The organism is Paenibacillus sp. FSL R5-0912 (genome assembly GCF_000758605.1).
Taxonomy (GTDB): domain Bacteria; phylum Bacillota; class Bacilli; order Paenibacillales; family Paenibacillaceae; genus Paenibacillus_AQ.
In genome coordinates this window covers 1,202,869-1,226,549 of record NZ_CP009282.1, presented here as the reverse complement: position 1 = coordinate 1,226,549, position 23,681 = coordinate 1,202,869, and the positions used below count along the sequence as shown (strand labels likewise).

Annotated in this window: 19 protein-coding genes and 1 other annotated feature; of the genes, 5 read left to right on the top strand and 14 right to left on the bottom strand. The window is 53.9% G+C overall.

The annotated features are described in order from the left end of the window. Positions 1-496: 496 nt before the first annotated feature. The 9 genes from R50912_RS05255 to R50912_RS05210 all read right to left on the bottom strand — a co-directional run bounded on the left by R50912_RS05255 (position 497) and on the right by R50912_RS05210 (position 8,877). Entirely contained in the window at positions 497-835 is a 339-nt protein-coding gene (locus R50912_RS05255; protein WP_042232977.1) for a hypothetical protein, read from the bottom strand. A 793-nt stretch (positions 836-1,628) separates the two neighbouring features. Next, positions 1,629-3,197, bottom strand: a complete 1,569-nt coding sequence (locus R50912_RS05250) for a 2-isopropylmalate synthase (RefSeq protein WP_042232975.1) — start codon at positions 3,195-3,197, stop codon at positions 1,629-1,631. An 81-nt stretch (positions 3,198-3,278) separates the two neighbouring features. Further along, positions 3,279-3,580, bottom strand: a binding site (T-box leader). Positions 3,581-3,973: 393 nt separating this feature from the next. Next, positions 3,974-5,023, bottom strand: a complete 1,050-nt coding sequence (tsaD, locus tag R50912_RS05240) for a tRNA (adenosine(37)-N6)-threonylcarbamoyltransferase complex transferase subunit TsaD (RefSeq protein WP_042232970.1) — start codon at positions 5,021-5,023, stop codon at positions 3,974-3,976. Beyond that, positions 5,020-5,544 carry a ribosomal protein S18-alanine N-acetyltransferase gene (gene rimI / locus R50912_RS05235; protein ID WP_042232968.1) on the bottom strand — a complete coding sequence of 175 codons (525 nt, stop codon included), beginning with the start codon at positions 5,542-5,544 and terminating at the stop codon, positions 5,020-5,022. Before rimI ends, tsaD begins: the two co-directional genes overlap by 4 nt. Further along, on the bottom strand, positions 5,541-6,374 hold the full coding sequence (tsaB, locus tag R50912_RS05230) for a tRNA (adenosine(37)-N6)-threonylcarbamoyltransferase complex dimerization subunit type 1 TsaB (RefSeq protein WP_042232966.1): 834 nt from the start codon (positions 6,372-6,374) through the stop codon (positions 5,541-5,543). Before tsaB ends, rimI begins: the two co-directional genes overlap by 4 nt. Beyond that, a complete protein-coding gene (tsaE, locus tag R50912_RS05225; RefSeq protein ID WP_081956381.1) occupies positions 6,371-6,862 on the bottom strand; it encodes a tRNA (adenosine(37)-N6)-threonylcarbamoyltransferase complex ATPase subunit type 1 TsaE in 492 nt (163 codons plus the stop codon). Before tsaE ends, tsaB begins: the two co-directional genes overlap by 4 nt. A 236-nt stretch (positions 6,863-7,098) precedes the next feature. Then, positions 7,099-8,109: a DMT family transporter gene (locus R50912_RS05220; protein WP_042232962.1), complete on the bottom strand. Its 1,011-nt coding sequence runs from the start codon at positions 8,107-8,109 to the stop codon at positions 7,099-7,101. A gap of 390 nt (positions 8,110-8,499) precedes the next feature. Continuing rightward, entirely contained in the window at positions 8,500-8,685 is a 186-nt protein-coding gene (locus R50912_RS05215; RefSeq protein WP_039302140.1) for an H-type small acid-soluble spore protein, read from the bottom strand. Positions 8,686-8,697: 12 nt separating this feature from the next. After that, complete coding sequence (locus R50912_RS05210) at positions 8,698-8,877, bottom strand: hypothetical protein (RefSeq protein WP_042232960.1); 180 nt, start codon at positions 8,875-8,877, stop codon at positions 8,698-8,700. 216 nt (positions 8,878-9,093) lie between these two features. Between R50912_RS05210 and ku the strand changes: the two genes are divergently transcribed. The 3 genes from ku to ligD all read left to right on the top strand — a co-directional run bounded on the left by ku (position 9,094) and on the right by ligD (position 12,034). After that, entirely contained in the window at positions 9,094-10,074 is a 981-nt protein-coding gene (gene ku / locus R50912_RS05205; RefSeq protein WP_042232957.1) for a non-homologous end joining protein Ku, read from the top strand. Further along, complete coding sequence (locus R50912_RS05200; RefSeq protein WP_231637776.1) at positions 10,067-11,065, top strand: ATP-dependent DNA ligase; 999 nt, start codon at positions 10,067-10,069, stop codon at positions 11,063-11,065. Before ku ends, R50912_RS05200 begins: the two co-directional genes overlap by 8 nt. A gap of 84 nt (positions 11,066-11,149) precedes the next feature. Beyond that, positions 11,150-12,034: a non-homologous end-joining DNA ligase gene (gene ligD / locus R50912_RS05195; protein ID WP_042232955.1), complete on the top strand. Its 885-nt coding sequence runs from the start codon at positions 11,150-11,152 to the stop codon at positions 12,032-12,034. Between the two features lie 192 nt (positions 12,035-12,226). Here ligD and R50912_RS05190 read toward each other — a convergent pair whose 3' ends face one another. Beyond that, complete coding sequence (locus R50912_RS05190) at positions 12,227-13,135, bottom strand: YitT family protein (protein ID WP_042232953.1); 909 nt, start codon at positions 13,133-13,135, stop codon at positions 12,227-12,229. Positions 13,136-13,303: 168 nt separating this feature from the next. Next, the gene (gene cls, locus R50912_RS05185; protein WP_042232951.1) at positions 13,304-14,734 is read right to left on the bottom strand and encodes a cardiolipin synthase; all 1,431 of its coding nucleotides are present in this window, start codon (positions 14,732-14,734) and stop codon (positions 13,304-13,306) included. Positions 14,735-14,947: 213 nt separating this feature from the next. On the opposite strand from cls, the gene R50912_RS36160 reads away from it, so the two are divergent. Together R50912_RS36160 and R50912_RS05175 are read left to right on the top strand one after the other, a co-directional pair. Then, on the top strand, positions 14,948-16,174 hold the full coding sequence (locus R50912_RS36160; RefSeq protein WP_052416005.1) for a M23 family metallopeptidase: 1,227 nt from the start codon (positions 14,948-14,950) through the stop codon (positions 16,172-16,174). 22 nt (positions 16,175-16,196) lie between these two features. Then, positions 16,197-16,646, top strand: a complete 450-nt coding sequence (locus R50912_RS05175; protein ID WP_042232949.1) for a bactofilin family protein — start codon at positions 16,197-16,199, stop codon at positions 16,644-16,646. A gap of 55 nt (positions 16,647-16,701) precedes the next feature. Here R50912_RS05175 and R50912_RS05170 read toward each other — a convergent pair whose 3' ends face one another. The 3 genes from R50912_RS05170 to gltB all read right to left on the bottom strand — a co-directional run bounded on the left by R50912_RS05170 (position 16,702) and on the right by gltB (position 23,475). Next, complete coding sequence (locus tag R50912_RS05170; protein ID WP_042232947.1) at positions 16,702-17,493, bottom strand: ABC transporter permease; 792 nt, start codon at positions 17,491-17,493, stop codon at positions 16,702-16,704. Further along, positions 17,486-18,412: an ABC transporter ATP-binding protein gene (locus R50912_RS05165; protein ID WP_042232945.1), complete on the bottom strand. Its 927-nt coding sequence runs from the start codon at positions 18,410-18,412 to the stop codon at positions 17,486-17,488. The genes R50912_RS05170 and R50912_RS05165 overlap by 8 nt, the downstream gene beginning before the upstream one ends. 467 nt (positions 18,413-18,879) lie before the next feature. Further along, positions 18,880-23,475 (bottom strand): glutamate synthase large subunit, encoded by a 4,596-nt coding sequence (gltB, locus tag R50912_RS05160; RefSeq protein WP_042241606.1) that lies wholly within the window; start codon positions 23,473-23,475, stop codon positions 18,880-18,882. Positions 23,476-23,681 lie beyond the last annotated feature (206 nt).

Sequence of the window (23,681 nt, the reverse complement as noted above, 5' to 3'; positions counted from 1 at the left end):
TTTTATCCACCGAATTATCCACATTATCCACAGTTTTCACAAAACCGTTTCAATGCATAACCTCCTGTTTATGGCCTTCGAAAAAAGGGCGTTGCTGCTGATTTCACACGGTTTTTACACAACTCGTGCGGAATATGTGGATAACGTTGTCCACAGCTTGACAAAACCCGCAATGCACCAAAATTTGTTGATAAAAAGATTAAAGCTGACCATTTTCCTCATCGCGGTGCTCTCCAGTTTATCAGTTTCCTTAGCGGTGAAAATCCAGAGACTACGGATGATTCCGAAGTGCAAATTCCTGCGCGGAAAGCTTTTAAGCGGCCGCGACCACGGCCGCTTGTACACAATCGTTCCACCCTCTACGCTGTTTCAAGCGGGAAAAGCAATTACAAATCTCAAAACGAAAACAGTCACCCTAACAGATGAATCGAGCTGAGCGTATGTAGCTATGCGGCTTAAATGCGGCTTATGCAGCCTGTGCGGCTGATGCAGATTGTTAAAGCCAACTCACATCATTACCCAATTCAGAATACTTCCGGGGCCGCCAACGGGTGAAATCAAGGGCACTAATGCTCCTCATTTCCTCCTTTGGCCCGTATTTAGGGAAATCAAGGGCACTAATGCTCCTCATTTCCTCCTTTGGCCCGTATTTAGGGAAATCAAGGGCACTAGTGCTCCTCATTTCCTCCTTTGGCCCGTATTTAGGGAAATCAAGGGCACTAATGCTCCTCATTTCCTCCTTTGGCCCGTATTTAGGGAAATCAAGGGCACTAATGCTCCTCATTTCCTCCTTTGGCCCGTATTTAGGGAAATCAAGGGCACTAGTGCTCCTCATTTCCTCCTTTGCTCTTAAGCCCACTTCTGACGGATTTAGAGGGATTTATCCCTTTGACTTGACCCTGCTGTCGGCTTTCTGGGGATTCAATAACGTTACAGATGAACACCATAATCTCCAAAACAATAAAAAAGACCTGCTCTCCGCGCTTGCAGCGGAAAGGCAGATCAGGGCGGATTCTACTAAACGGAATTACTCGTTTTTATCCCAATTTCTGCTGTAAAATTATACAGCATTGTGATGCTTCTGCTGAAGTCTGCCTCCGCCTCCGAATTCCTGCATTCCCGCTGCCGGACGTATGTACTGTCAGCCCGGAACGCCGTCACCGGAGACGGATCAGCAACACACTAAGATTGGATTAGACCATAACCGCCGCTCCCGGCTAAATTCCCACTTGCATTAGCAGGTGTATGAAATGGCGGTGATGAGTTTGATGGGCCTCCACGATGCATAATAATTTAGTTGGATAAACGTATCTTAATTTGGCTGTTTTGGAGCATTTGAGATCATTAAGTGGATAAATGTCATTTAAATTCATGCATTCCTTCAAGTCTGGACATTCGCAGCCGATTAAGTGCTGATTATCCAACTGTTTCCTGGCAAGAGCTCCTCAGTCCATAAACAAGTGGAGAAAATCCACTTGTTTCCGGCCGCCGGCACCAGCAACCCCCGTGCCAGCTTCTTGCGCCGCTGCATCTCCGGATTATCCGCTAAAAAACGCGCCCCGCCATGTCGGAATGAACATGGCAAGACGCGCTTGCGGATGTTAGCGGAGCAGCATTCCAGGTAATGCTTAGCCGTTCACCGCAGTTCCCGTTTCCGGAGAATCCGCAGCCGATGCCGAGAGCAGCGCTGCATTGCAGGCAGCAATGTAAGCAATTCCCGCTGCCATCACAATATCATGATGGATGGCCGTCCCCCGGAACTTGGTGTCCTTCCATTCCACCATAACAGCAGCCTCAGCCTGGGCATCCCCGCCGCTGCCCAGAGAGTGCAGCTCCAGACCGTCGAAGCGGATATCCTCAGCGATCCCTTGCCCGATGGCGGCAATGATCGCTTCCAGCGGACCGTCTCCGGTGCTGGTGTGCGTGGTGTCTGCGCCGCTCTGCAGATGGCGCACCGTTACGGCGGCTACGCGGCGCGGCGCGCTGCCTGCCAGTACCTGCACCTCGCCGAGCGCATAGACCTGCGCCTGCTGCCCGGTGGTGCTGCTGACCATCCGCAGCAGCTCATCATCGCTGACGGCCTTCTGACGGTCAGCGGTTTCCTTGAAGGATTCATAGAGCGCGTCCAGCTCCGCTGAATCCAGGGCAATCCCGTACTTCGCTGCGCGGTCCTTCAGCGCATGCCTGCCGGAATGCTTGCCGAGGATGATCATGCTGCGCGGGATGCCCAGCCGTTCCGGGTCCATGATCTCATACGTGCTGCGGTCCTTGAGCAAGCCGTCCTGGTGGATGCCGGATTCATGCTGGAAGGCATTCCGGCCGACCACCGGCTTGTTGAAGGCAATCGGGAAATGCATCGCCCCGCTGATCATACGCGAGGTATCGTACAGCTTCTCAAGTCGGATGCCTGTCTCTGCACCGATGGCATCCCCCCGCGTTTCCAGCGCCATAACCAGTTCCTCCAGCGCACAATTGCCGGTCCGCTCGCCCACTCCGTTGACGGTGACCTCAATTTGTGTGGCACCGCCGGCAATAGCCGCCAGGCTATTCGCCACGGCCAGCCCCAGATCGTTATGACAATGGGCGCTATAGATGACCTTGTCGCCGCCCCGCGCGCCGAGCCGCACACGCCGGAACATTTCCCCGTATTCCTGCGGCAATGCATAGCCTACTGTGTCGGGCAGATTAATAATGGTTGCGCCTTCTTCAATCACCGCCTCGACCATCTCGATCAGATCATCGATTCCCGTCCGCGCAGCGTCCATGGCGGTGAATTCCACTACATCACTGAACTGGCGGGCATAGGCTGTCATCTCGCGCGCGGCGGCAACTACCTCAGGTCTGCTCTTGCGCAGCTGATGGCGCAGATGAATGTCGGAGGAGGAGATGAACAGATGAATCCTCCGCCGCTCCGCATCCCGGGTTGCCCGCACAGCAGCATCGATATCCCCTTTGACCGCGCGGGCGAAGCCGCAGATCTCTACGCCCTGAATCTTGCGGGAGATGGTCTCTACCGCTGCAAAGTCACCCGGACTGGATACGGGGAAGCCCGGCTCCATGACATCCACGCCCAGCTCGGCCAGCTTGCCGGCCAGAATGATCTTCTGCTCCGGGGTAAGGCTAGCCCCCGGGGCCTGCTCTCCATCACGCAGCGTCGTATCAAAAATCTGAATTCGTTTCTTTACCGGAATAATCATTGTTCATCCTCCTCAAATTGGGTTCATCCAGCCAGCCTTCCAGATCAACTTCAACAAACACAAAAAACCGCCGTCTCTAATTAAAGAGACGGCGGGTCACCCCTCCGCGGTACCACTCTTTTTGACGCATAGGCTCCTGATCTCAATCCAGTCCAGGCATGCCCAAGCTGCGTCCAGCTCCGCTTCATATCTCCCTGCTCCCGTAACGGTAAGCTCGGGGGATACGAACAGTCCGGTAACGGGGACATCCGTAACGGCGTACCTGAAGCTCTTTCCGCCGCTCCGCTCACGGGCGAGATTCGCCGGCCTCCGGTGACTGCGTCGCACCACCCGCAGCTCTCTGTTCACCTTGGCCGTCTACTGCTCCCGTTCATTGCGTGTATTTCTATGAATGCCTATACCAGCGCACAAAAAAACCTGCCATCTCATTCAAGAGACGACAGGCTGTTCACCCTCGCGGTACCACTCTTGTTGATCCCCGGATCAGCAACTCTTCTGCTGCGCCTGCGGTATCCACTCAACAACCCTCTTACGGAGGTCAACCGTAACGGTGTACGAAAGGGCCCGGTCTACATTCTTCACCGGTCAGCACTCCTATCCAGAAGTACCCTGCTTCCACCGCTCCGCTCCCGGACGAGTTCAGGTCTCCTTCGACTGCGTCGCACCCGCCCGCAGCTCTCTTATCCCGGAGTTACCTTACTGCTTCCAATCATCGCGTTTGTTCAAATATAAGATTCATGAATTGAACTGATTATACCCGGCTTCGACAAAAGAAGTCAATAGGCAGATACAGACCATTTCTCCAGCGAGAAGCCGGGATCGGCGACCATATCCAGCGGAATTCCGCCTTCATGCTTCCATTTCACATAGGCCGCAGCCCCAATCATCGCTGCATTATCCGTGCAATACACCGGCGGCGGGATGATCAGCTCGATCCCTTCTGCGGCGCATCTCAAGGTCAGAGCTTCACGGAGGCCCTTGTTCGCAGCCACCCCTCCGCAGAGCAGAAGCTGCCCCGCGCTGAACTCACGTACGGCACGCACAGCCTTCTCGACCAGTACCTCGACGACAGATTCCTGGAAGCCGCGGGCAATTCCGGCCACATCCGGCTCCAGCCCCTTCATCTTACTCTGATTCACCGCGTTGAGCACCGCAGACTTCAGGCCGCTTAAGCTGAAGTCATACGAACCCGGCTCCAGCCACACACGCGGCAGCGGGAAGGCTTCTTCTGCTTCCCGCGCCAGCCGGTCCACATGGGGACCGCCCGGATAAGGAAAGCCCAGCGCCCGGGCCACTTTGTCGTAAGCTTCGCCGACAGCATCGTCCCGGGTGCGCCCGATGATCTTGAACTCGCCTTCCCGTTCCATCAGGACCAGCTCCGTATGACCGCCGGATACCACCAGCGTCATATTCGGATACTGCAGTTCCTTGACCAGCCGGTTGGCATAGATATGGCCGGCAATATGGTGGGTGCCGATGAGCGGCTTGCCCCAGGCCAGCGCCAGGCTTTTGGCCGCCACGACACCGACCAGCAGCGCCCCGACAAGCCCCGGGCCCTGGGTGACCGCGACTGCCGTCAGGTCCTGCGGCGAGATTGCCGCCGCGTTCATGGCTTCCTCAATAACCAGCGTGATCACCTCTACATGCTTGCGGGAGGCCACTTCAGGCACCACGCCGCCGAATGCCCGGTGTGTCTCAATCTGGCTGGAAATGATGTTTGATAACACCTCACAGCCATCCTTCACCACAGCTACCGATGTTTCGTCACAGCTGGTTTCAATTGCGAGTATATATACAGGCTTAAGTGCGCCCGTTTCGGTCTTCATTTCAAGTCCACGCCTCCTTCCGTCAAACCTTGCTCCCCATACTCCGGCAGATCCGCCCACATGATGAGCGCATCCTCGCGGTTGTCCGAATAGTAGCCCTTGCGGGTGCCGGCAGGACGGAAGCCTTTTTTGCGATATAAATTCTGGGCCACCTCGTTCGAGACCCGCACTTCAAGGGTTATGGATTTCATCCCGAGATACGCCGCCGTCTTCATCAGCTCGTCCAGCAGCCGGTCTCCCCATTTACGTCCCCGGTAGGCCTCCAGCAGCGCAATATTCGTCACATGCGCCTCATCGACAATCGCCCACATCCCGGCGTAGCCGATGATATGCCCGGCCAGCTCCATTACCATATACTTAGCAAAATGATTATGGCTCAGCTCGTTGCGGAACGCTTCCTCCGTCCATGGCATCGTGAAGGCTTCGCGTTCAATCACAAGAATCTCAGGGATATCCTCAAGCCGCATCAGGCGAAAAACAAGCTCAGTCCCCTGATCTCTTCCTGGTACCGGTTCCGTCATCCTTGGTTCAGGCTCCCTTCACTGTTCCGGCGGAGATTAGCCTCTGCTTCGGTAAGCTGCGTATAGTTGGGAATCAATACGTGAATATCTGCGCATTCCTTATAGCTACCCGCTTCGGCTAAGAATCCGGTCCAGCGGCCTTCAAGCTCGTAAGGCATTGCCTGAACAATACCTGCTCCGGCTAGCGGGGCCAGCGATTCTGCACTTCCATGCAGTGCGGTGTCCCCGGTGAACCATAGTGTGCCCGGCAGCATGCCTTCCGCTGCAGCATCCTTCAGCCGTTCTCCTAGCTCCCGTACCCAGTCTCTCATCAGACGGATGGCATCCGGCGCCAGCCGCTGCGGAGGGTTGTCCCCGTCCGCTGCAAAAAGCGCAGTGTAGGCTTGTCCACGGCGCGCGTCGATCAGCGGGATGATCCAGTCCGGACCCGTTGTCCCGTTCGCGGACGTCACATCAGCCTGTCCGGATTCCTGCTGAAGAGCCGCGGCATGATAACCGCCCCACGCCAGCGCATGCAGGCTGGATACCCCGGTGACCGGCACGTTCCAGGCCCAGGCCAGCGTTTTGGCTGCAGTTACAGCAATCCTTGTCCCGGTATACGATCCCGGACCGACACCGACTGCAATACCGCCGATCATGTCTGCAGCCGTAGCCGAGGCCTGCAGCACCTGCTCAATGATCGGCAGCAGATGTACCGAGTGATTCCGTTCCCCGGAAGCATTCATCTCATGCAGCAGCTCCCCGTTCCCGGTCACTGCCACCCCCAGCACAGCCGTTGATGTATCCAGCGCCAAAAACCGCTTACGCGGCTCATTATTCAGATTCGTCATGTTTCTTTACCCCACTTCTGGATCAGTGCCCGGCACACTCCGCCATAAGGCTCCCCGATTCCGGTTACCGTAATCTCCCGCTTCTCCGGGCCGGCTGACTTCAGCTCTATATGCAAATGCCGCGGCGGCATCAGGTCCGTAATGATACTGCTCCACTCCACCAGACTTACTCCCTGGCCGTAGAAATACTCTTCCAGCCCCAGCTCATCCGCTTCCTGGAGGGAAATCCGGTATACATCCATATGATACAGCGGCAGACGACCCTCATACTCTTTGATAATTGTAAAAGTAGGGCTGTTCACAATCCCCTCCACACCTAAGTGGCGGGCGTAGCACTGTGAGAACGCGGTTTTGCCCGCGCCCAGATCCCCGTCCAGGCCGATCACCATCCCCGGCTCCGACACGGCTGCGATGGCGGCTGCAAGCGCCTCAGTGTCCTGAAGGCTGGAGGAACGGTAAGTAAACACCGTTTCAATATTATTGTCCAAAACTGCAACTACCACCTTTTAGAAAATATAAGAAGGGATATGTTTTACACTATATTTTATCCTTCTATTTCTCGCTGAAACGGGTACCGTCCTTCAAGGACGGCGTAGCCGTTTTACTTGATATCCCTTAACGGTTAACAATACTTTTAATTATATCGGTATGATACTTGCACCGCAACAGGCCGCTGTTATCTGTATAAGGAGCCAGTGTACAAAGCAAGCTGCACGGATTGTTATTATGTAGCCTTCCCTCCGGCTGCAGGAACTTCAGCTCCTCCGCGCCGCTTCACTGTCCCGGAAGGCGCTTCTCCCGGATGCCGGGAGAACAGACTGTGCAGCGCCATGCCGGCAATAATTACCGCAATCCCAACCCATGATAGGAGGGAAGGCAGCGGGGAAGCCAGAATCAGCATCTCACCCAGCAGGGCAAACAGCACCTCCAGGGACTGGGTCGCTTCAACTGCCGCCAGACCGCTCATGCTGCCCCAGACCATATCCGTAGCCCGGAAGAAGAGTACGGTAGCCACTATTCCCGAAGATAGGGCAACGATCACGGACTGACCCGCTTGCGAGGGCGACGGCAGGCCCGCATCTGCCAGGCCATATAATGCGACTGCCAGCCAGAAGGGGAGGCTGGCCAGCGTCATGCCGAGAATCCGCTGGAACACATCCAGCCGGTCTCCGCAGAGCTCCATCGTCTTGCGGTTGCCGAGCGGATAGGCGAATGAAGCAATAAGTACCGGAATAATCCCCAGCAGCAGCTGGGCTGGAGTCAGCTGGCGCGCATTTTCCACTTGAAGCAGCGCTACTCCGGCCAGAATGATCAGGGACAGGAGCAGCCCGCGGAGCGGGATTTTACCTCTTATGTATACAGAACCGGATGAGCCGCTCACCCATTGTCCGAAGAATGGAGCGAGCAGCGATCCCGAGATAATCGTGATCTGCCAGGTCCCTGCTGTCAGCCAGCCGGGTGCATACGCAGCCGCGAAGCAAATAGGCGCATAGAACAGGCCGAAACCGACCGTCCCCCACAACAGCCAGGCCCCCGGGCGTTCTCTCATCGCAGACAGCAGTGGCCTCAGCCGCCCTCTTCCGGCCACAAGGGCCAGCAGAAACGGCAGGGTAAAGAAATAACGCAGCGAGGCGCTCCAGGCCCAGCTTCCTCCTGCAAGCTCCATCCTACGGTTAAGCACAAACGTTACCGCAAAAAACAGCGCCGAACAGACGCCAAGCAAAATGGGACGCACGCCTATCATCTCTTTTCGTCAAAATTCTTCCCCCAAATATAGGGGGTTATGGCGCATTCCGTCAACCTTTGTGTCAGCTCTAATATGATCTTTTTACCGGAATGACGCTCTGGCCAATTTCTGGCGGATTTAAAGAGACATCCCCCTTTATGTTCACCAACCAGCCCCCTCCAGCGCATTGTACTCGGTTTTTCGCATACGTTTGGCTCGGTTCGCCGTAGCAACTTGCGTTCATCACATAATTTCTAAACTACAAAAAAACCGGCTGATTGGATACCTCCTCAACCGGTTTTATATACTCTTTTTTTCTGCCTTATCCGTTCTTGTTCGTTCCTATCCGTCCTTTTCTCTACCTCATCCGGCCTCTGCCTAGGTAGGCATCAACCTACCCTAGCTTCCCTGCTCCTCCAGCCGGTCTACACCAACGGTCCGTGTATTATCCGGCCTGGAGCCTACTTGTACAGTGGCCATGCCGTTATCGGCATCCACATGCTCAATCCATACCGGTTCACCATCGAGATGGACAGCAATCCTATCCTTGGAGGCGTAAATATCCCCCGCACGTTTCACATCCATTTTGTCGCCTCCCTATTCATCCTCATCTTCTGCAGAAAGTTCGCCGATGGTTGCATCGGCATCCAGCAGTCCGGCTTCGCCGTACAGCGCCTCTTCCCCGGGCTCGGCAATAATGCTCTCCCAATCGACAGCCTCCGCCGGGATATCCTGCTCGGACAGGGCGTCGCTCCAGTTGTTCCGCTCTTTTTCCATAACAGCCTCCCTTTGCATGATATCCAGCAATGACCAGCAATGAATGTCTCATTCACTGTGCAATGCTTATGCTGAACGGCTTTATTTTTTCCCATGAATCGCAAATAATGCATCCGGCTAGAAAAAGCCCCAGCGCGTCATACTAAGCCATATTGATCGTGAACTCATCTTGATACAGCAATTATAAACAGCACTTATACTCAGGAGGCGATTCTCATGCATACCGTTTGGAAAGGAGCCATCAGTTTCGGGCTTGTGCATGTTCCGGTCAAAATGTTCTCCGCTACGGAGGACAAGGACATCTCGCTGCGTTACATCCATAAAGAATGCGGAAGTCCGCTATCCTACGTGCGTAAATGCCCCGTGTGCGAGAAGGAAGTGGCCTGGGAAGAGATCGGCAAGGGTTACGAATATGAGAAGGGCAAGTTTGTCTTGTTCGATAAGGAAGAGCTGGATCAGTTAACCGAGGAGAGCAGCAAGAGCATTACGATTCTGGATTTTGTGGATTTGACGGAGATCGACCCGATTTATTTCCAGAAAACATACTACCTGTCTCCCGATCAGGCCGGCGCCAACGCCTACCGTCTGCTCATGGAGGCGATGCGCCAGACCGGCAAAATCGGGATCGCCAAAATCTCCATCCGCTCCAAAAGCAGTCTGGCTGCGATCCGCGTCCTCGCCGACTGCCTGGCGATTGAAACCATTTATTACCCGGACGAAGTCCGTCCGGTATCGCAGGTACCCGGTCTGCCGGAGCCGGGGACCGTGAACGACAAAGAGCTGGATATGGCCAAGGTGCTGATCTCTCAGCTGTCCACACCGTTTGAACCCGCTAAATACACGGACGATTACCGCCAGCGGATGCTTGACTTGATCACGCACAAGATCGCCGGTGAGGAATTCCATATTGCTCCGGCGCGCCAGGAGAACAATGTGATCGATCTGATGGCTGCCCTGCAGGCCAGTATCGAAGCAGTACAGCATATTCCGTCCGACCCCGGACCTTCACTGTCCGGCACAGGCAAGAAGCCGCGGACGGCTGCGGGCGGCAAGAAAAAACCGGCACAGGCCACAGCCTCCGGAACCCCTGCCCCTGAACCGGCAGTGCCGGCAGGTAACGAGGCAACAGGGCCGATTCCGGTCATCGCTCCGAAGCCGAAACGCCGGACGGCCAAGAGCAAGGTAACCGGTGCCTAGGAGCAGGTCATCCGCGCCTCCAGTTATAGGCGGTCCGCTTACGCTGCAGCCGATTATTCCATTCGAGCCCGTGCTGGCCTCCAGGCTCCCGGAGGGCGAGGAGTGGATCGCCCAGATCAAATGGGATGGCGTGCGGATGCTCTCCTATTCCGATGGAAGCCATGCCGAGCTGATCAACCGGCGGGGCAACCGGCGCACGCTGCAGTATCCTGAGCTTGCCAGACCGGAGGCGTATTGCCGGGCCGGTTCGGTCATTCTCGATGGCGAGATTATTGCACTCAGCGGCGGCAAGCCCTCCTTCCATGAGGTGATGCGGCGGGACAGCCTGAAGAATGAAGCAGCGATCCGGGCGGTAAGTCCGCAGGTACCGGTGCTCTATATGGTCTTCGATATCCTGTACTGCAATGGCATTTGGCTGCTGGACCAGCCGTTGTCCCGGCGGCAGCAGATGTTAAGTGAAATGCTGCTGCCGCATCCCCATGTGCAGAATGTGCCAAGCTACCATCAGCCCGCACAGCTGTACGCTGCCGCTCTGAAGGGCGGGCTGGAGGGGATTGTATGCAAAGAGCTCACCAGTACCTATGCCCCGGGAGGCAAAGACAAGCGCTGGCAGAAATGCAAAATTATCTCCGATGTCACTGCTGTAGCCGGCGGCGTCACCTTCCGTGACGGTCTGGTTAACGCCCTGCTCTTCGGACTATATGATGATGCGGGCAAGCTGCACTATATCGGCCATGCAGGAGCAGGCAAAATGACCGTACAGGACTGGCGGAATTTGACCGCACAGATCAGCGGCCTGATCACAGAGCAGATGCCTTTTGCAGAGCTGCCCCAGCGCAGTAAAGGGTCGGTCTGGATTAAGCCTGAGCTGGTGTTCAAGCTGCACTATCTGGAATGGAATACTTCCGGAACCTTCCGCCAGCCGGTTATACAGTCCCAGGTAGAGCTCCCTCCGCTATCCTGCCGCATGGACCAGAGAACACAGACGTAGTAACGGGATCACCGGGCCTGATCCTTCCCTGACTAAGCCTCGCCTTATCTTAGCTCGTATAACTCTATACAAGGAGGATACCGCATGCCGAAGACGATCAGAGGCTCCATTACCGCAGGCGGACATGAGATCGGAATTACGAACCCGGATAAGCTGCTATGGCCCGAACGCGGCATCACCAAGCAGATATATTTGCTTAAGCTGGCCGCACTCTCTCCTTATCTGCTGCGCTACTGCCAGGGACGGCTACTCACGGTAATCCGCTACCCTCATGGTGTTCCGGGGATGTCCTTTTACCAGAAGAATGCCCCCGAGCCGCTGCCGGAATTCGTGCATACAGCAACTCATGAGAATATTACCTATATTGTGCTGCAGGGGCTCCCGGAGCTGCTCTGGCTCGGCAATCTGGCCGCGCTCGAATTCCATCCCTCGCTGCATTATGCGGGCAGTGAGCTCCCCTGCGAATGGATGATTGATCTGGACCCTTCGCTTGAGGTCGAGCCGCGCATTATGGAGGCAGCCGCTACGGTAGGCGAAGTACTGAGGTCACTGGGGCTGGCCTCTGTGCCCAAGACCTCGGGTGCCACCGGAGTGCAGATCATTGTTCCGGTGGAGCCGGGAGTCACCTTCGACGGCCTGCGCCGGGTAGGTCATTTCGTCGGCCGCTATGTCACGGAGAAGCGTCCCGACCTGTTCACGTTGGAGCGCCTGAAGAAAAACCGCGGGGACAAAATCTATTTCGATTACCTCCAGCATTACGGCGGCAAAACTCTCGCTGCCCCATACACCCCGCGGGCCCGTCCGCTGGCAACAGTCTCAACGCCCCTCCTGTGGGAGGAAGTGCAGCGTAACGTCAAGCCTACCGATTACCATCTGCTGAACATTGAGGAGCGTCTGGCCCGGATGGGCGATCTTATCGCCAAGGTCCCTCCGCAGCGGGTGGGTGATATTATTGCCAAGCTGCCCTGAGAATGGCCCTGAAGACAGCAATAAGCCCGCAGTTACCTATACTCTAGGCTGCGGGCTTATTTGGCGTCCAGCATATGGACAGAAGGTATTATATATGAGAATACGGCGCAGCAAGCAAGGACCGCCGCATTGATTACTCTGACGTTCGTAAATATACCTTCCTTCGGAAGCGCTCCGGTTATACCGTACCCGCTAATGGATTGCTTTTTTCTTAAATCGGCCGCCTTTGACATCATGGATATTGCCGATCGCGATGAATGCGTCAGAATCCCAATCTTCTACAATGGACTTAAGCTTTGCTTCTTCCAAACGGGTAATGACTACAAAGATAACTTTCTTGTTATCGCCGGAGAATCCGCCTTCACCATCCAGATACGTTACTCCACGTCCCAGACGCTCCGTCAATGCTTCACCGATATCACGGAATTTATCACTGATAATCCATACCGATTTCGATTGATCCAGACCTTCCAATGTAATATCGATCAGTTTAAAAGCAATATAATAGGCAATCAGTGAAAACATGGCATTATTCCAGCCAAAAACGAAGCCCGCGCTGGAAAGAATAAACAGGTTAAAGAACATTACAACTTCTCCCACAGAGAACGGAAGCCTCTTGGACACAAGGATGGCCACAATTTCTGTACCATCAAGCGATCCGCCATAACGTACAACGAGTCCAACCCCTACTCCGAGAATTACCCCTCCGAATACTGCGGCAAGCAGCGGTTCAACCGTAATCGGATTTACAGGATGGAGCAATTGAGTACCGATGGACATCACAACTACCGCAAATAAAGTAGATAAGGCAAAGGTCTTACCAATCTGCTTATAACCAATTACCAGAAACGGCAGGTTAAGCAGTGTCAATAAAATACCCAGAGGTATATTGAAAATATGGGACAACATAATAGAAATACCGGTTATTCCGCCGTCAATCAACTCATTGGGAACAAGAAAAATCTCAAGCGCAACAGACATCATGGCCGCTCCGATGATAATCATCACAATCCGCTGGGCCAGCTTCGCTGTCTTGAAAGCCCCTGATTTCTGAGGCTTCTTCTGTTCCTCACTCGTAAAGATTTGTTGGCTTACAGTCATAGAACTCCCCCTATAAATAGTATATCTAAGAAGTATACGAAAGCAGACTTCACAGCTAGGCTTTCTCCCCTTTGCTTCTTATATTCCTATTATATCATAAAGGAAGCTCAAATAACGCATGGAACATGATATAACCTTCGAAAAACGATGCTTACTTCATATTTAACGTCATAAAAGCGGTGATAAGAGCTGACAAAGCCCCTCAATCAATTTGACATTATGCGCTCTCTTCATAAACTTTTTGGGATCGATGAATTCGCTGTGCTTCAGGTCTTGTCTGAAGTCCTCTGCCAGTTCCGCAATGATCGCCGGACGGAGCAGAACAGCCGTCAGTTCAAAGTTGGAATAGAAGCTGCGCATGTCCAGATTCGCACTGCCTACCGTTGCCAGTACATCATCAATAATCATAACTTTCGCGTGCATGAAGCCTCTTGTATAGCAGTAGAACTTCACTCCGGCATCCTGCAGATTCTCCAGGTAAGACAGGGTTGCCTTATACACCAGCTTGTTGTCCGGCTTCGCCGGGATAATGATCCTCACATCCACTCCGCTGAGCACCGCATTCTTGAGCGCCCGGCAGATGGCAGGGTCCGGAATGAAATACGGGGAGGTCAGCCAGATGCGCTCCTTCGCCGCACAGAGTGAAGCGAAAAACATCTCCTGTGTGGCATCAATTGCCCCATCGGGCCCGCTAGCAACAATCTGTACAGCATCCGGTCCGCTGCAGGCATGAGCAGGAAAAAAACGCGGATGGCTCATACTGTCACCGGCTGCCAGTCTCCAGTCTTTGAGAAACACATATTGCAGATGATATACAGCATCCCCTTCAAGACGAAGATGCGTATCTCTCCAATAGCCCATCTTGGAGTCTTTTCCCAGATAATCATCCCCTACATTCATTCCCCCGGTGAAGCCGGTCAGCCCGTCGACCACGAGTATCTTGCGGTGATTGCGGTAATTGAAGCGGCGGTCCAGCAGCGAAGTAAGCGGAGGCAGAAAAAAGTGAACCTGCGCCCCTGCATTCTTGAGCGTATTCACGAATCTCCGGCTCAGCTGATGACTCCCAAGCCCATCACAAAGCAGACGCACCCTAACCCCCTGACGCGCCTTGTGGATCATAATCTCCTGAAACTGCCTGCCAATATCATCATCCCGGAAAATATAAAATTCCATGTGGATATGCTCTTGCGCATTCTCCATCACATCCAGCATCGCCTTATAGGCATCTCCGGCATTATTGAGCACCTGACATTGATTATGGCTTGTAATGTGACTTTCTGACAGGCCTGATAGCAAATGCAGCAGCTCCTTACGGTTCTCAAAACCCGGATTCCCGGTATCTGCCGTGCTTTTGACGATATGGATTTTGCCGGCAACATGGGCGCGGATCTCCCTCAGCAGAGACACACACCGTTTACCAAGCTTCCGGCTCTGCCAATAATCCCGCCCGAGGAAATAATAGAACAGCAGCCCCAGCGGCGGACAGCAGAAGGTAATGATTATCCAGGCCAGTGCCCTCTGCGGACGGCGGAACTCCGATATAACGATAATGGCAATCTGTATGATAAAAAGACATAAGATAACAGCGAATATCCTCATTCCGGGCCTCCTAAAAGTTATGTTATTGAAGATGATCTACTACAGGTCTTGCCGTAACTCACCTTCTTTATTCAAACAAACCGTTGTCATGTTCGCCAGAGGAATGGAATACATAGAGTAGTAGGACGAATCGGATGAGCCCCGCGATATAGCAATGCTGGATTCACTCAGTTCATACCACGCGGCTGCTAAAGGCCGCAGGAAGGAGACGTTATGAAGAGTCAGCCCGATCATAAAAAGATTACGCTGCTCGTCGTCCGTGAGGCCGGACGGCCGGTCAGACAGCTGCAGCTGTCCAAGCCGCTTGCCTTCGCCCTGCCTGCTGCGGCTGCCCTTTCCCTCTCCAGTCTGGTCACCTCTATGCATATTCATGCCTCCCAGTCCATTTCTGAGCTGGAGGCCGAAGCTGCAGCACTATCGTTGACGAATATCCGGATGGAGCTTAAGGTCGCCGACAAGGACCAGGCGCTGCTGCAGCTCCGCAGCCAGGTGACCGAGCTCTCGGAGGAAGCCCAGACCATCAAAGAGAAGCTGAAGAGTGTCTCTGAACTGGAGCAGCAGCTGCAGTCGCTGATTGAGCAAGAGACGACCTCTTCTTCCGGTACAGACGACAATGAACCCACAGCCTCTGCAGCTTCTGCTGCAAGCAGCCGGCCGTTCATTGCTGCATCAGCCAAAGTGGCTGCAAGCGGGACTACGGGAGACGTCAAGGGAACCTTAGGCCGTTCAAGTACGACCTTGTTCCTTGCAGAACCTTCATCAGACTCATCTGCCGGTACTCTGTCTGCAGTTGATTTCCGTTTCGGTGTAGTTACCGCTGCATTAGGAAGTACAGTCCCCTCCCAGGTTGGCGGGGAGTACATCGCTGTGTATGCCAATGACCCGCTGGAGCTGGTTCAGGAAACAAGAGACGACTACGAAGAAATAAAAACGATGCTGAACGAAATGGTCAGCCGTATCTCCACTACGATTACAGAGGCCGAAAAAGCCAATACTCTGGAAGCTAACCTGCAAGCCAAGAAGGCACATGAAGAAAAAGCGAGACTGGCCCCGGCTGTTCTATGGCCCACAGGCTCGAAGGTGATCACCTCCAGCTTCGGTTATCGTTCCGATCCCTTCAAGGGTGTCTCCGCCTACCACTCCGGAATCGACATTGCCGGCCGCATCGGTGACCCTGTATACGCAGCGATGGAAGGTGTGGTCACCTCTGCCGACCAGCTGGGCGCCAGAGGCAAATATATCATTATCAAACATGCGAACGGGCTGGAAACCTGGTATATGCATTTGAACGGCATGGTGGTCTCGCCCGGTGACAAGGTCAGCAAAGGGGAGCAAATTGGCATGCTCGGCAACACCGGACGCAGCACGGGTCCCCATCTCCATTTCCAGGTTGTGAAGCAGAATAAGCCGGTGAATCCGTTGAATTATGTTAAACCTTAAGAATACAAGGAGGAATGCAGGCATGTGGAACAAACGTAGACAAAGTGCTCCCTATAAATCGACCGATTCACTTATCGGACATGGAGGCACACTTGAAGGTAAAGTCCATTGCGATACCAATCTGCGGATTGAAGGGAATTTCAGCGGGGAAATCCTGTGTCAGGGGACAGTTACGATCGGTGAACAGGGAACCGTTCACTCCAGCATTAAGGCACAGGAGATTATTATCGCCGGCAAGGTCTACGGCAACGTGACCGCTGATCAGAAGCTGATCATGACCGAAACCGGACAGCTGCACGGTAATATTGCGGCCGGTGCGCTGAGTATTATGGAAGGCAGCGTGCTGAACGGATCTGTGGCCATGGCCGAACAGCCCGCCACAAAGACAGCGGGCGGGCTTCAGGCAGGTGATTCTGCGGACAAGGCAGGTGAGCGGGGTTCCCATAAACAGAACAAATTGGAAGCAGGCTGAGCGGGCATAACCCCGCATATGCTTGCTTCCAGTCCTTGTACAGCCTTGTACCACATTAAGCAGCTACATCTCTTTTACGGAATACAATCCATGAGACGAGCATGAAAATAACGTAATACACCGCGAGGACAGCAATCGCGAACCCTAATGTAGCGCCTCCGGGGCCGGTGTCCGACAGCAGATAGCCGCTTAGATTCATATGGGCAAAAATCAGATAGTTGGCCCACTCATACCGTTCCGGGCTGAAGATGGCGATAAAGATATCTTTGGTGAACATGATGGACAGCGACAGTACAATTGCAAGGCCGCTGGAACGGAATACGCTGGAGATCATAAAGGCAATGGCTGCTGTGAGAAACAGCTCAATGTAGGCGCACATAATCGTCAGAAAAACGTATTCTCCCTGGCTCCAGTCCATCGTCGGGCCCCCTAACGAATCCACGGCTGAGGACGAGAAGATCAGGGCTGAGCCATAACCAAACACGATCAGCAGTAGAGTGCTGAACAAGCTGAAGAGCACCATCGATATATATTTCGAGAGCAGGATTTTGGAGCGGCTCCAAGGGCGGATCAGCAGCAGCTTAATCGTTCCCCAGGTGAATTCGCCCGCAACGGAGTCAGCAGCCACCAGGGCTGTGAAGATGGTATTCAGGAAAAAAGCAATTGCTACGGTAGTCTGGAAGCTGTCCCATAACCCGATCGTTACCTCATTGCCCCCACTGGTGAAATGGATTAGCGCCGGAAACAGCGCACTCATAACCGCCAGAATGAACAGCATAATCCATGTCCGCAGACGTCTGTAAATTTTGATATTCTCATTATGTATGAGAGCAGCGAACTCACCCAATGCCTTCACCTCCTGTAATCTCCAAGAATTGATCTTCCAATGACCGGAACAGCGGCTTGATGCTGTACACCTTAATTCCGCCGGCCACCAGCTTCGCGTTGAGCTCGGCAATTTCCTCCCGCACCGCCTCTACAGCAATGCCCCCGTCCTTCACCACGCCACGGCCCATCAGTTCCAGCGCAGCTTCAGGCTGATCCACTTCGAACAGGGTCTCACCCACCGGCACCATCACATTGCCTACAGCTTTAAGCTGTTTCACTTCGATCAGGCGGCCGTTCTGGATTATCGCCACACTATCACACATGAGTTCCATTTCAGCGAGCAAATGACTGGAGACAAAAACAGTAGTACCTTCCTTCTGGCACAGCAGGCGCAGATAATCGCGCAGCTCGCGGATGCCCTGCGGGTCCAGCCCGTTAGTCGGCTCATCGAGAATCAGCAGCTTCGGCCGGTGCAGCAGTGCCTGGGCCACACCCAGCCGCTGGCGCATCCCCAGAGAATAGGTCTTAACCTTGTCGTTGATTCTCTGGCCGAGACCTACCAGTTCTACTACTTCATTAATCCGCTCCTTAGTCACACCGGGGACCATGCGGGCATACTGGCGCAGGTTCTGGTATCCGGTAAGAAACTTGTACATTTCCGGATTCTCCACAATAGCCCCTACATTCGCTATCGCCTCTTCAAAATGATCTTTAATACTGCGTCCGCAGATGAGTATATCCCCGCGGCTAATGGAGATGAGACCTACCATCATGCGGATGGTAGTTGTTTTACCGGCACCGTTCGGGCCCAGGAATCCGAAGATTTGCCCGGGCGGAATATCGAGGGTCAAGTCGTTGATCAGCGTTTTGGAGCCGATCTTTTTGGTAACCCCCATCAGGCTGGCCACAGGTTTCACAACTTCTGCCGTATTCGGCATAACTTCACTTCCTTTCGTCGGTTTGGATGAAACGGGCTATCTTTTTACTTAAAGTGTCCGTCGTAACTGCGGGGAATGTCTGGACTTCCGGCCGCTGTTGTCTGCAGATTTCTTGATTCATACCGCTTTTGCGGTGGAAATCCGCAGACAAAGGCGGACGCAACCGCTCCTACAGTTCCAAACTTCCCCTCCGCTACTTTCACCTTAGTGTAAAACAAAAACCCATTTCATACATTTTTATATTCTACCACAACTTTCCTTTTTCCTGAAAACCGGAAAAATATGCAGTAATAGTAAAAGGGACAGTATCCCTTCGGTATACGAAGAGGATACTGTCCCTTTGGTCGTGAGACATAGTATGTTGAACTAGTCGGGTACGGATGCTCAATCATTAGCGATTAACAGCGGTGAATTGGGCTATCTATACGGACTGGCTGTTCATTATTAATTACTACTGCCACTTATAATTAGCCGCCGACACGGGCAAGCTCACGCATATTCGCCTCAAAAGCAGCCATCAGGGCAGCTTCGCCGGTCAGGCCATTCTGCTCCACCTTGCGGATCTGTTCCATCATCCGTTTGTAATCCTTCGGAATGACACGGGCAAACTTCGGCAGGGCCTGATCCCATGAATCGAGAATCGTTCTGCCCGCATTGCTGTCTGTAAGCTCGGTATGACGGGTAATCAGGCCATGCAGCTCAGCGATTTCATCCGCCTCCTCCACACGCTCCAGCAATACCATTTCCAGGTTACAGCGTTTGATGAACGTGCTGTCTGGATCATATACATAGGCGATACCGCCTGACATCCCTGCCGCAAAGTTGCGGCCCGTTTCACCCAGAACAACTACACGGCCGCCAGTCATGTATTCGCAGCCGTGGTCACCCACGCCTTCAACGACTACATTCGCCCCGGAGTTGCGGACTGCGAAGCGTTCACCGGCGATACCGCTGACATAAGCTTCGCCGCCAGTTGCTCCATACAGCGCCGTATTTCCGATGATGATATTATCTTCTGCCGCAAAGGTTGCCTTGCGGGACGGTCTGATAATCAGCTTGCCCCCGGACAGCCCTTTGCCGACATAGTCATTGGAGTCGCCTTCGACCGTAATCGTGATGCCCTTCGGTACGAATGCGCCCAGACTTTGTCCGGCCGAGCCTGTGAAATACAGCTTGATGGTGTCATCCGGCAGACCTGCTGCGCCATATTTGCGCGTCAGCTCGCTGCCCAGAATCGTACCCACTGCACGGTTGACGTTCGTGATCGGCAGAGATGCTTCAACTGCTGTGCCGGATTCCAGTGCAGGAGCGGCAATATCGAGCAGGTGAGTCATATCCAGCGTTTCTTCCAGGCCATGATTCTGGTGTTTGCTGCGGAAGCGTGTGCTTCCTTCCGGCATAGCCGGTGTGTGCAGCAGGCTGCTCAGATCAACGCCCTGCTTCTTCCAGTGGGTCGAAGCCTGAACCGCATCCAGGCAATCCGTGCGGCCGACCATTTCCTCAATGGTACGGAAGCCAAGCTCTGCCATAATCTCACGCAGATCCTGTGCTACAAAGGTCATGAAGTTAACGACATGCTGCGGATCTCCCATGAAGTTCTTGCGCAGCTCCGGATTCTGCGTAGCAACGCCGACCGGGCAGGTATCCATCTGACACACACGCATCATGATACAGCCTACAGCTACCAGCGGTGCAGTAGCGAAGCCGTATTCTTCGGCGCCAAGCAGAACAGCTACTGCCAGATCACGCCCGCTGAGCATCTTGCCGTCTGTTTCCAGCACAACACGGTCGCGCAGATTGTTCAGCATCAGTGTCTGGTGCGTCTCAGCCAGACCCAGCTCCCAAGGAAGTCCGGCATGACGGATGGAGTTCATCGGTGAAGCACCGGTGCCGCCGTCATAACCGCTGATCAGGATAATATCGGCACGGCCTTTGGCCACACCGGCGGCAATGGTACCTACGCCGACTTCGGATACAAGCTTAACGTTAATATTGGCACGAGGATTGGCATTCTTCAGATCATAGATCAGCTCCGCCAAATCCTCAATCGAGTAAATATCATGATGTGGCGGCGGTGAGATCAGACCTACACCTGCTGTAGAGCCGCGGACTTCGGCAACCCAAGGATATACCTTGCGGCCTGGAAGCTGTCCGCCTTCACCCGGCTTGGCGCCTTGTGCCATCTTGATCTGGATCTCGTCGGCATTCACCAGATAGTTCGAGGTTACGCCGAACCGTCCCGATGCCACCTGCTTGATCGCACTGCGGCGGGAATCGCCGTTAGCGTCCGGAATGAAGCGAGCCGGATCTTCCCCGCCTTCACCGGTATTGCTCTTGCCGCCGATACGGTTCATGGCAATGGCCAGTGTCTCATGGGCTTCCTTGCTGATCGAGCCGAAGGACATGGCGCCGGTCTTGAAGCGTTTCATGATCGATTCCGCCGGTTCTACCTCGTCCAGCGGCACAGGTCCATTAGCCGGTTTGAACTGCAGCATCGAGCGTAGCGTCTGGTGTTTCTCGCTTTCGCCCTGAACAAGTGCCGCATATTTCTTGTACATCTCGTAATCTCCGCTGCGTACGGAATGCTGCAGCAGATGAATCGTCTGCGGGTTGAACAGATGCTCTTCCCCGTCACTCCGCCACTGGTATTCACCGCCGGAATCCAGCACCTTGTCATTACCGTCTTTGTCGGTGAAGGCGCGGTTATGGCTGGCAAGTGCTTCTAGAGCCACTTCCTCCAGGCCAATTCCCCCGATACGGGATGGTGTCCAGGTGAAGTAGCGGTCTACGAACTCCGAGTTCAGGCCTACAGCTTCAAAAATCTGTGCGCCGCGGTAGGATTGAATCGTGGAGATACCCATTTTGGACAGAATTTTGACAACACTCTTCGTAGCTGCCTTGATATAGTTCTTCACAGCCTTCTCATGCGAGATTCCGCGGAGCAGGCCTTGGCCGATCATATCATCCAGACTCTCGAAGGCCAGATAAGGGTTGACCGCACTGACACCATAACCAAGCAGAAGCGCATAATGATGAACTTCACGCGGTTCACCGGATTCCAGCAGGATACTGACCTTGGTCCGTGTTCCCGAGCGGATCAGATGGTGATGCAGGCTGGAGACAGCCAGCAGCGCCGGGATTGCAGCATTGTCGCGGTCTACCCCGCGGTCGGACAGAATAAGAATATTATGTCCTTTGGCCATAACGCGGTCTGCCGCCTCATTCATACGCTCCAGAGCGATACGCAGCCCTTCCGCCCCCAGCTCTGCCGGGAAGAGAATCGGAATGGACATCGATTTGAAGCCGGCACGGCGTACATGACGCAGCTTGGCGAAATCCTCGTTCGAGAGAATCGGAGAATCCAGCGAGATCTGACGACAGCTCTCCGGTTCTGCTTTGAGCAGATTGCGTTCAGGCCCGATCGTTGTTGCCGTGGACGTTACCAGTTCTTCACGGATCGCATCAATCGGCGGGTTGGTTACCTGGGCAAACATTTGTTTGAAGTAGTTGTAGAGCCGCTGCGGACGGTCAGACAATACCGCCAGTGGTGAATCATAACCCATGGACCCGACAGCCTCGGCACCTGTGGAAGCCATAGGCTCCAGCACCTTGCGCAGATCTTCAAAGGTATAACCGAACGACTGCTGAAGCTGCTGCACATTATCATGCTTCGGATTCGGCAGCTCCGGTGCCTCCGGAAGCTCATCCAGGCTGATCAGGTGCTCATCCAGCCAATCCTGATAAGGCTGCTCTGCAGCGATTTCAGCCTTGACCTCTTCATCAGAGATAATCCGTCCCTGCTTCGTATCCACGAGCAGCATACGGCCCGGTCTCAGGCGGTCTTTGTATAGTACATCCTCTGCCGGGATATCAAGGACTCCCGCTTCGGAGGACAGAATGATCAGATCATCTTTGGTGACATAATAACGCGCAGGACGAAGACCGTTACGGTCGAGGATCGCCCCGATTTGCACGCCGTCGGTGAAGCCCATAGCGGCAGGCCCGTCCCATGGCTCCATCAGGGTGCTGTGGAATTCATAGAAGGCTTTCTTCTTCCCGTCCATGCTGTCATGATTGCTCCAAGGCTCAGGAACCATCATCATCGCAACATGCGGCAGGGAGCGTCCGCTCAGGTACAGGAACTCGAACGTATTATCGAACATCGCAGTATCGGAGCCGTCCGGGTTAACTACCGGCTTGATCTTGCCGAGATCCTCTCCGAACACTTCGCTCTTGAACAGTGACTGGCGGGCATGCATCCAGTTCACATTGCCGCGAAGGGTGTTGATTTCGCCATTGTGAATCATGAAGCGGTAAGGGTGGGCACGTTCCCAGCTTGGGAAGGTATTGGTACTGAACCGGGAGTGGACAAGCGCAATCGCCGACTCCAGCTTCTCATCCTGCAGATCCAGGTAGAACTGTCCTACCTGTACAGTAGTCAGCATGCCCTTGTATACGATCTTCTTGCAGGATAAACTCGGTACGTAGAAGGATTCACCCTCTTCTGCTCCGCCGTAGCGGATCGACAGCTCCGCACGTTTGCGGATCACGTACAGCTTGCGTTCAAAAGAAAGATCATCCTTAATTCCTTCAGAGCGGCCGATAAATACCTGCCGCACATAAGGCTTGGCAGCCTTGGCCGTCTTGCCGAGCATTTCGTCAAAGGTAGGCACATCGCGGTAGCCGAGCACCTGCTGGCCCTCTTCAGCGATAATCTCGCTCAGGAGCGCCTCATGGCGGGCCCGGATCTCCTCGTTATGAGACAGAAAGATCATGCCCACGCCGTAATGGCCCTGTTCCGGCAGCTCAAAGCCAAGCTTCGCTGCTTCGCCGGCAAAGAAACGGTGCGGAATCTGCAGCATAATGCCGGCTCCGTCACCAGAGTTCGGCTCGCTTCCCTGGCCTCCCCGATGCTCCATATTAAAGAGCATAGTCAGAGCATTGCTAACAATATCATGGGACGGTTTGCCTTTAATATGGGCAACAAATCCCATGCCGCAAGCGTCTTTTTCGAACTGAGGATCATAAAGGCCCTGTTTGCCGGGCAGTTCAGTGTGTCTCATCATACGCAACCTTTCTATTATAAAGTAGACGGAATTCCAGGAAAATTTTTCAGAGGAAAATCTTAATAATTATTCAAGCCAGATTGGTTATATTATTTTATCATCGACCTGACATGAGTGCAATTTAAACTTTTTTATGAGCTTGATTAACAAATGCTTTTGCAGCGCAGCTTTAGCGGATAAAAGCGTAAAAAATCTTCTCGGTG

Bases quoted from the DNA above. Each gene is read 5' to 3' on its own strand.
- R50912_RS05215 (WP_039302140.1), bottom strand. From the start codon at position 8,685: ATGGATGTGAAACGTGCGGGGGATATTTACGCCTCCAAGGATAGGATT.
- rimI (WP_042232968.1), bottom strand. From the start codon at position 5,544: ATGACGGAACCGGTACCAGGAAGAGATCAGGGGACTGAGCTTGTTTTT.
- R50912_RS05210 (WP_042232960.1), bottom strand. From the start codon at position 8,877: ATGGAAAAAGAGCGGAACAACTGGAGCGACGCCCTGTCCGAGCAGGAT.
- tsaD (WP_042232970.1), bottom strand. From the start codon at position 5,023: ATGAAGACCGAAACGGGCGCACTTAAGCCTGTATATATACTCGCAATT.
- R50912_RS05165 (WP_042232945.1), bottom strand. From the start codon at position 18,412: ATGCCGAATACGGCAGAAGTTGTGAAACCTGTGGCCAGCCTGATGGGG.
- R50912_RS05175 (WP_042232949.1), top strand. From the start codon at position 16,197: ATGTGGAACAAACGTAGACAAAGTGCTCCCTATAAATCGACCGATTCA.
- R50912_RS05190 (WP_042232953.1), bottom strand. From the start codon at position 13,135: ATGACTGTAAGCCAACAAATCTTTACGAGTGAGGAACAGAAGAAGCCT.
- ku (WP_042232957.1), top strand. From the start codon at position 9,094: ATGCATACCGTTTGGAAAGGAGCCATCAGTTTCGGGCTTGTGCATGTT.
- gltB (WP_042241606.1), bottom strand. From the start codon at position 23,475: ATGAGACACACTGAACTGCCCGGCAAACAGGGCCTTTATGATCCTCAG.
- R50912_RS05255 (WP_042232977.1), bottom strand. From the start codon at position 835: ATGAGGAGCACTAGTGCCCTTGATTTCCCTAAATACGGGCCAAAGGAG.
- tsaB (WP_042232966.1), bottom strand. From the start codon at position 6,374: ATGACGAATCTGAATAATGAGCCGCGTAAGCGGTTTTTGGCGCTGGAT.
- R50912_RS05250 (WP_042232975.1), bottom strand. From the start codon at position 3,197: ATGATTATTCCGGTAAAGAAACGAATTCAGATTTTTGATACGACGCTG.
- cls (WP_042232951.1), bottom strand. From the start codon at position 14,734: ATGAGGATATTCGCTGTTATCTTATGTCTTTTTATCATACAGATTGCC.
- ligD (WP_042232955.1), top strand. From the start codon at position 11,150: ATGCCGAAGACGATCAGAGGCTCCATTACCGCAGGCGGACATGAGATC.
- R50912_RS36160 (WP_052416005.1), top strand. From the start codon at position 14,948: ATGAAGAGTCAGCCCGATCATAAAAAGATTACGCTGCTCGTCGTCCGT.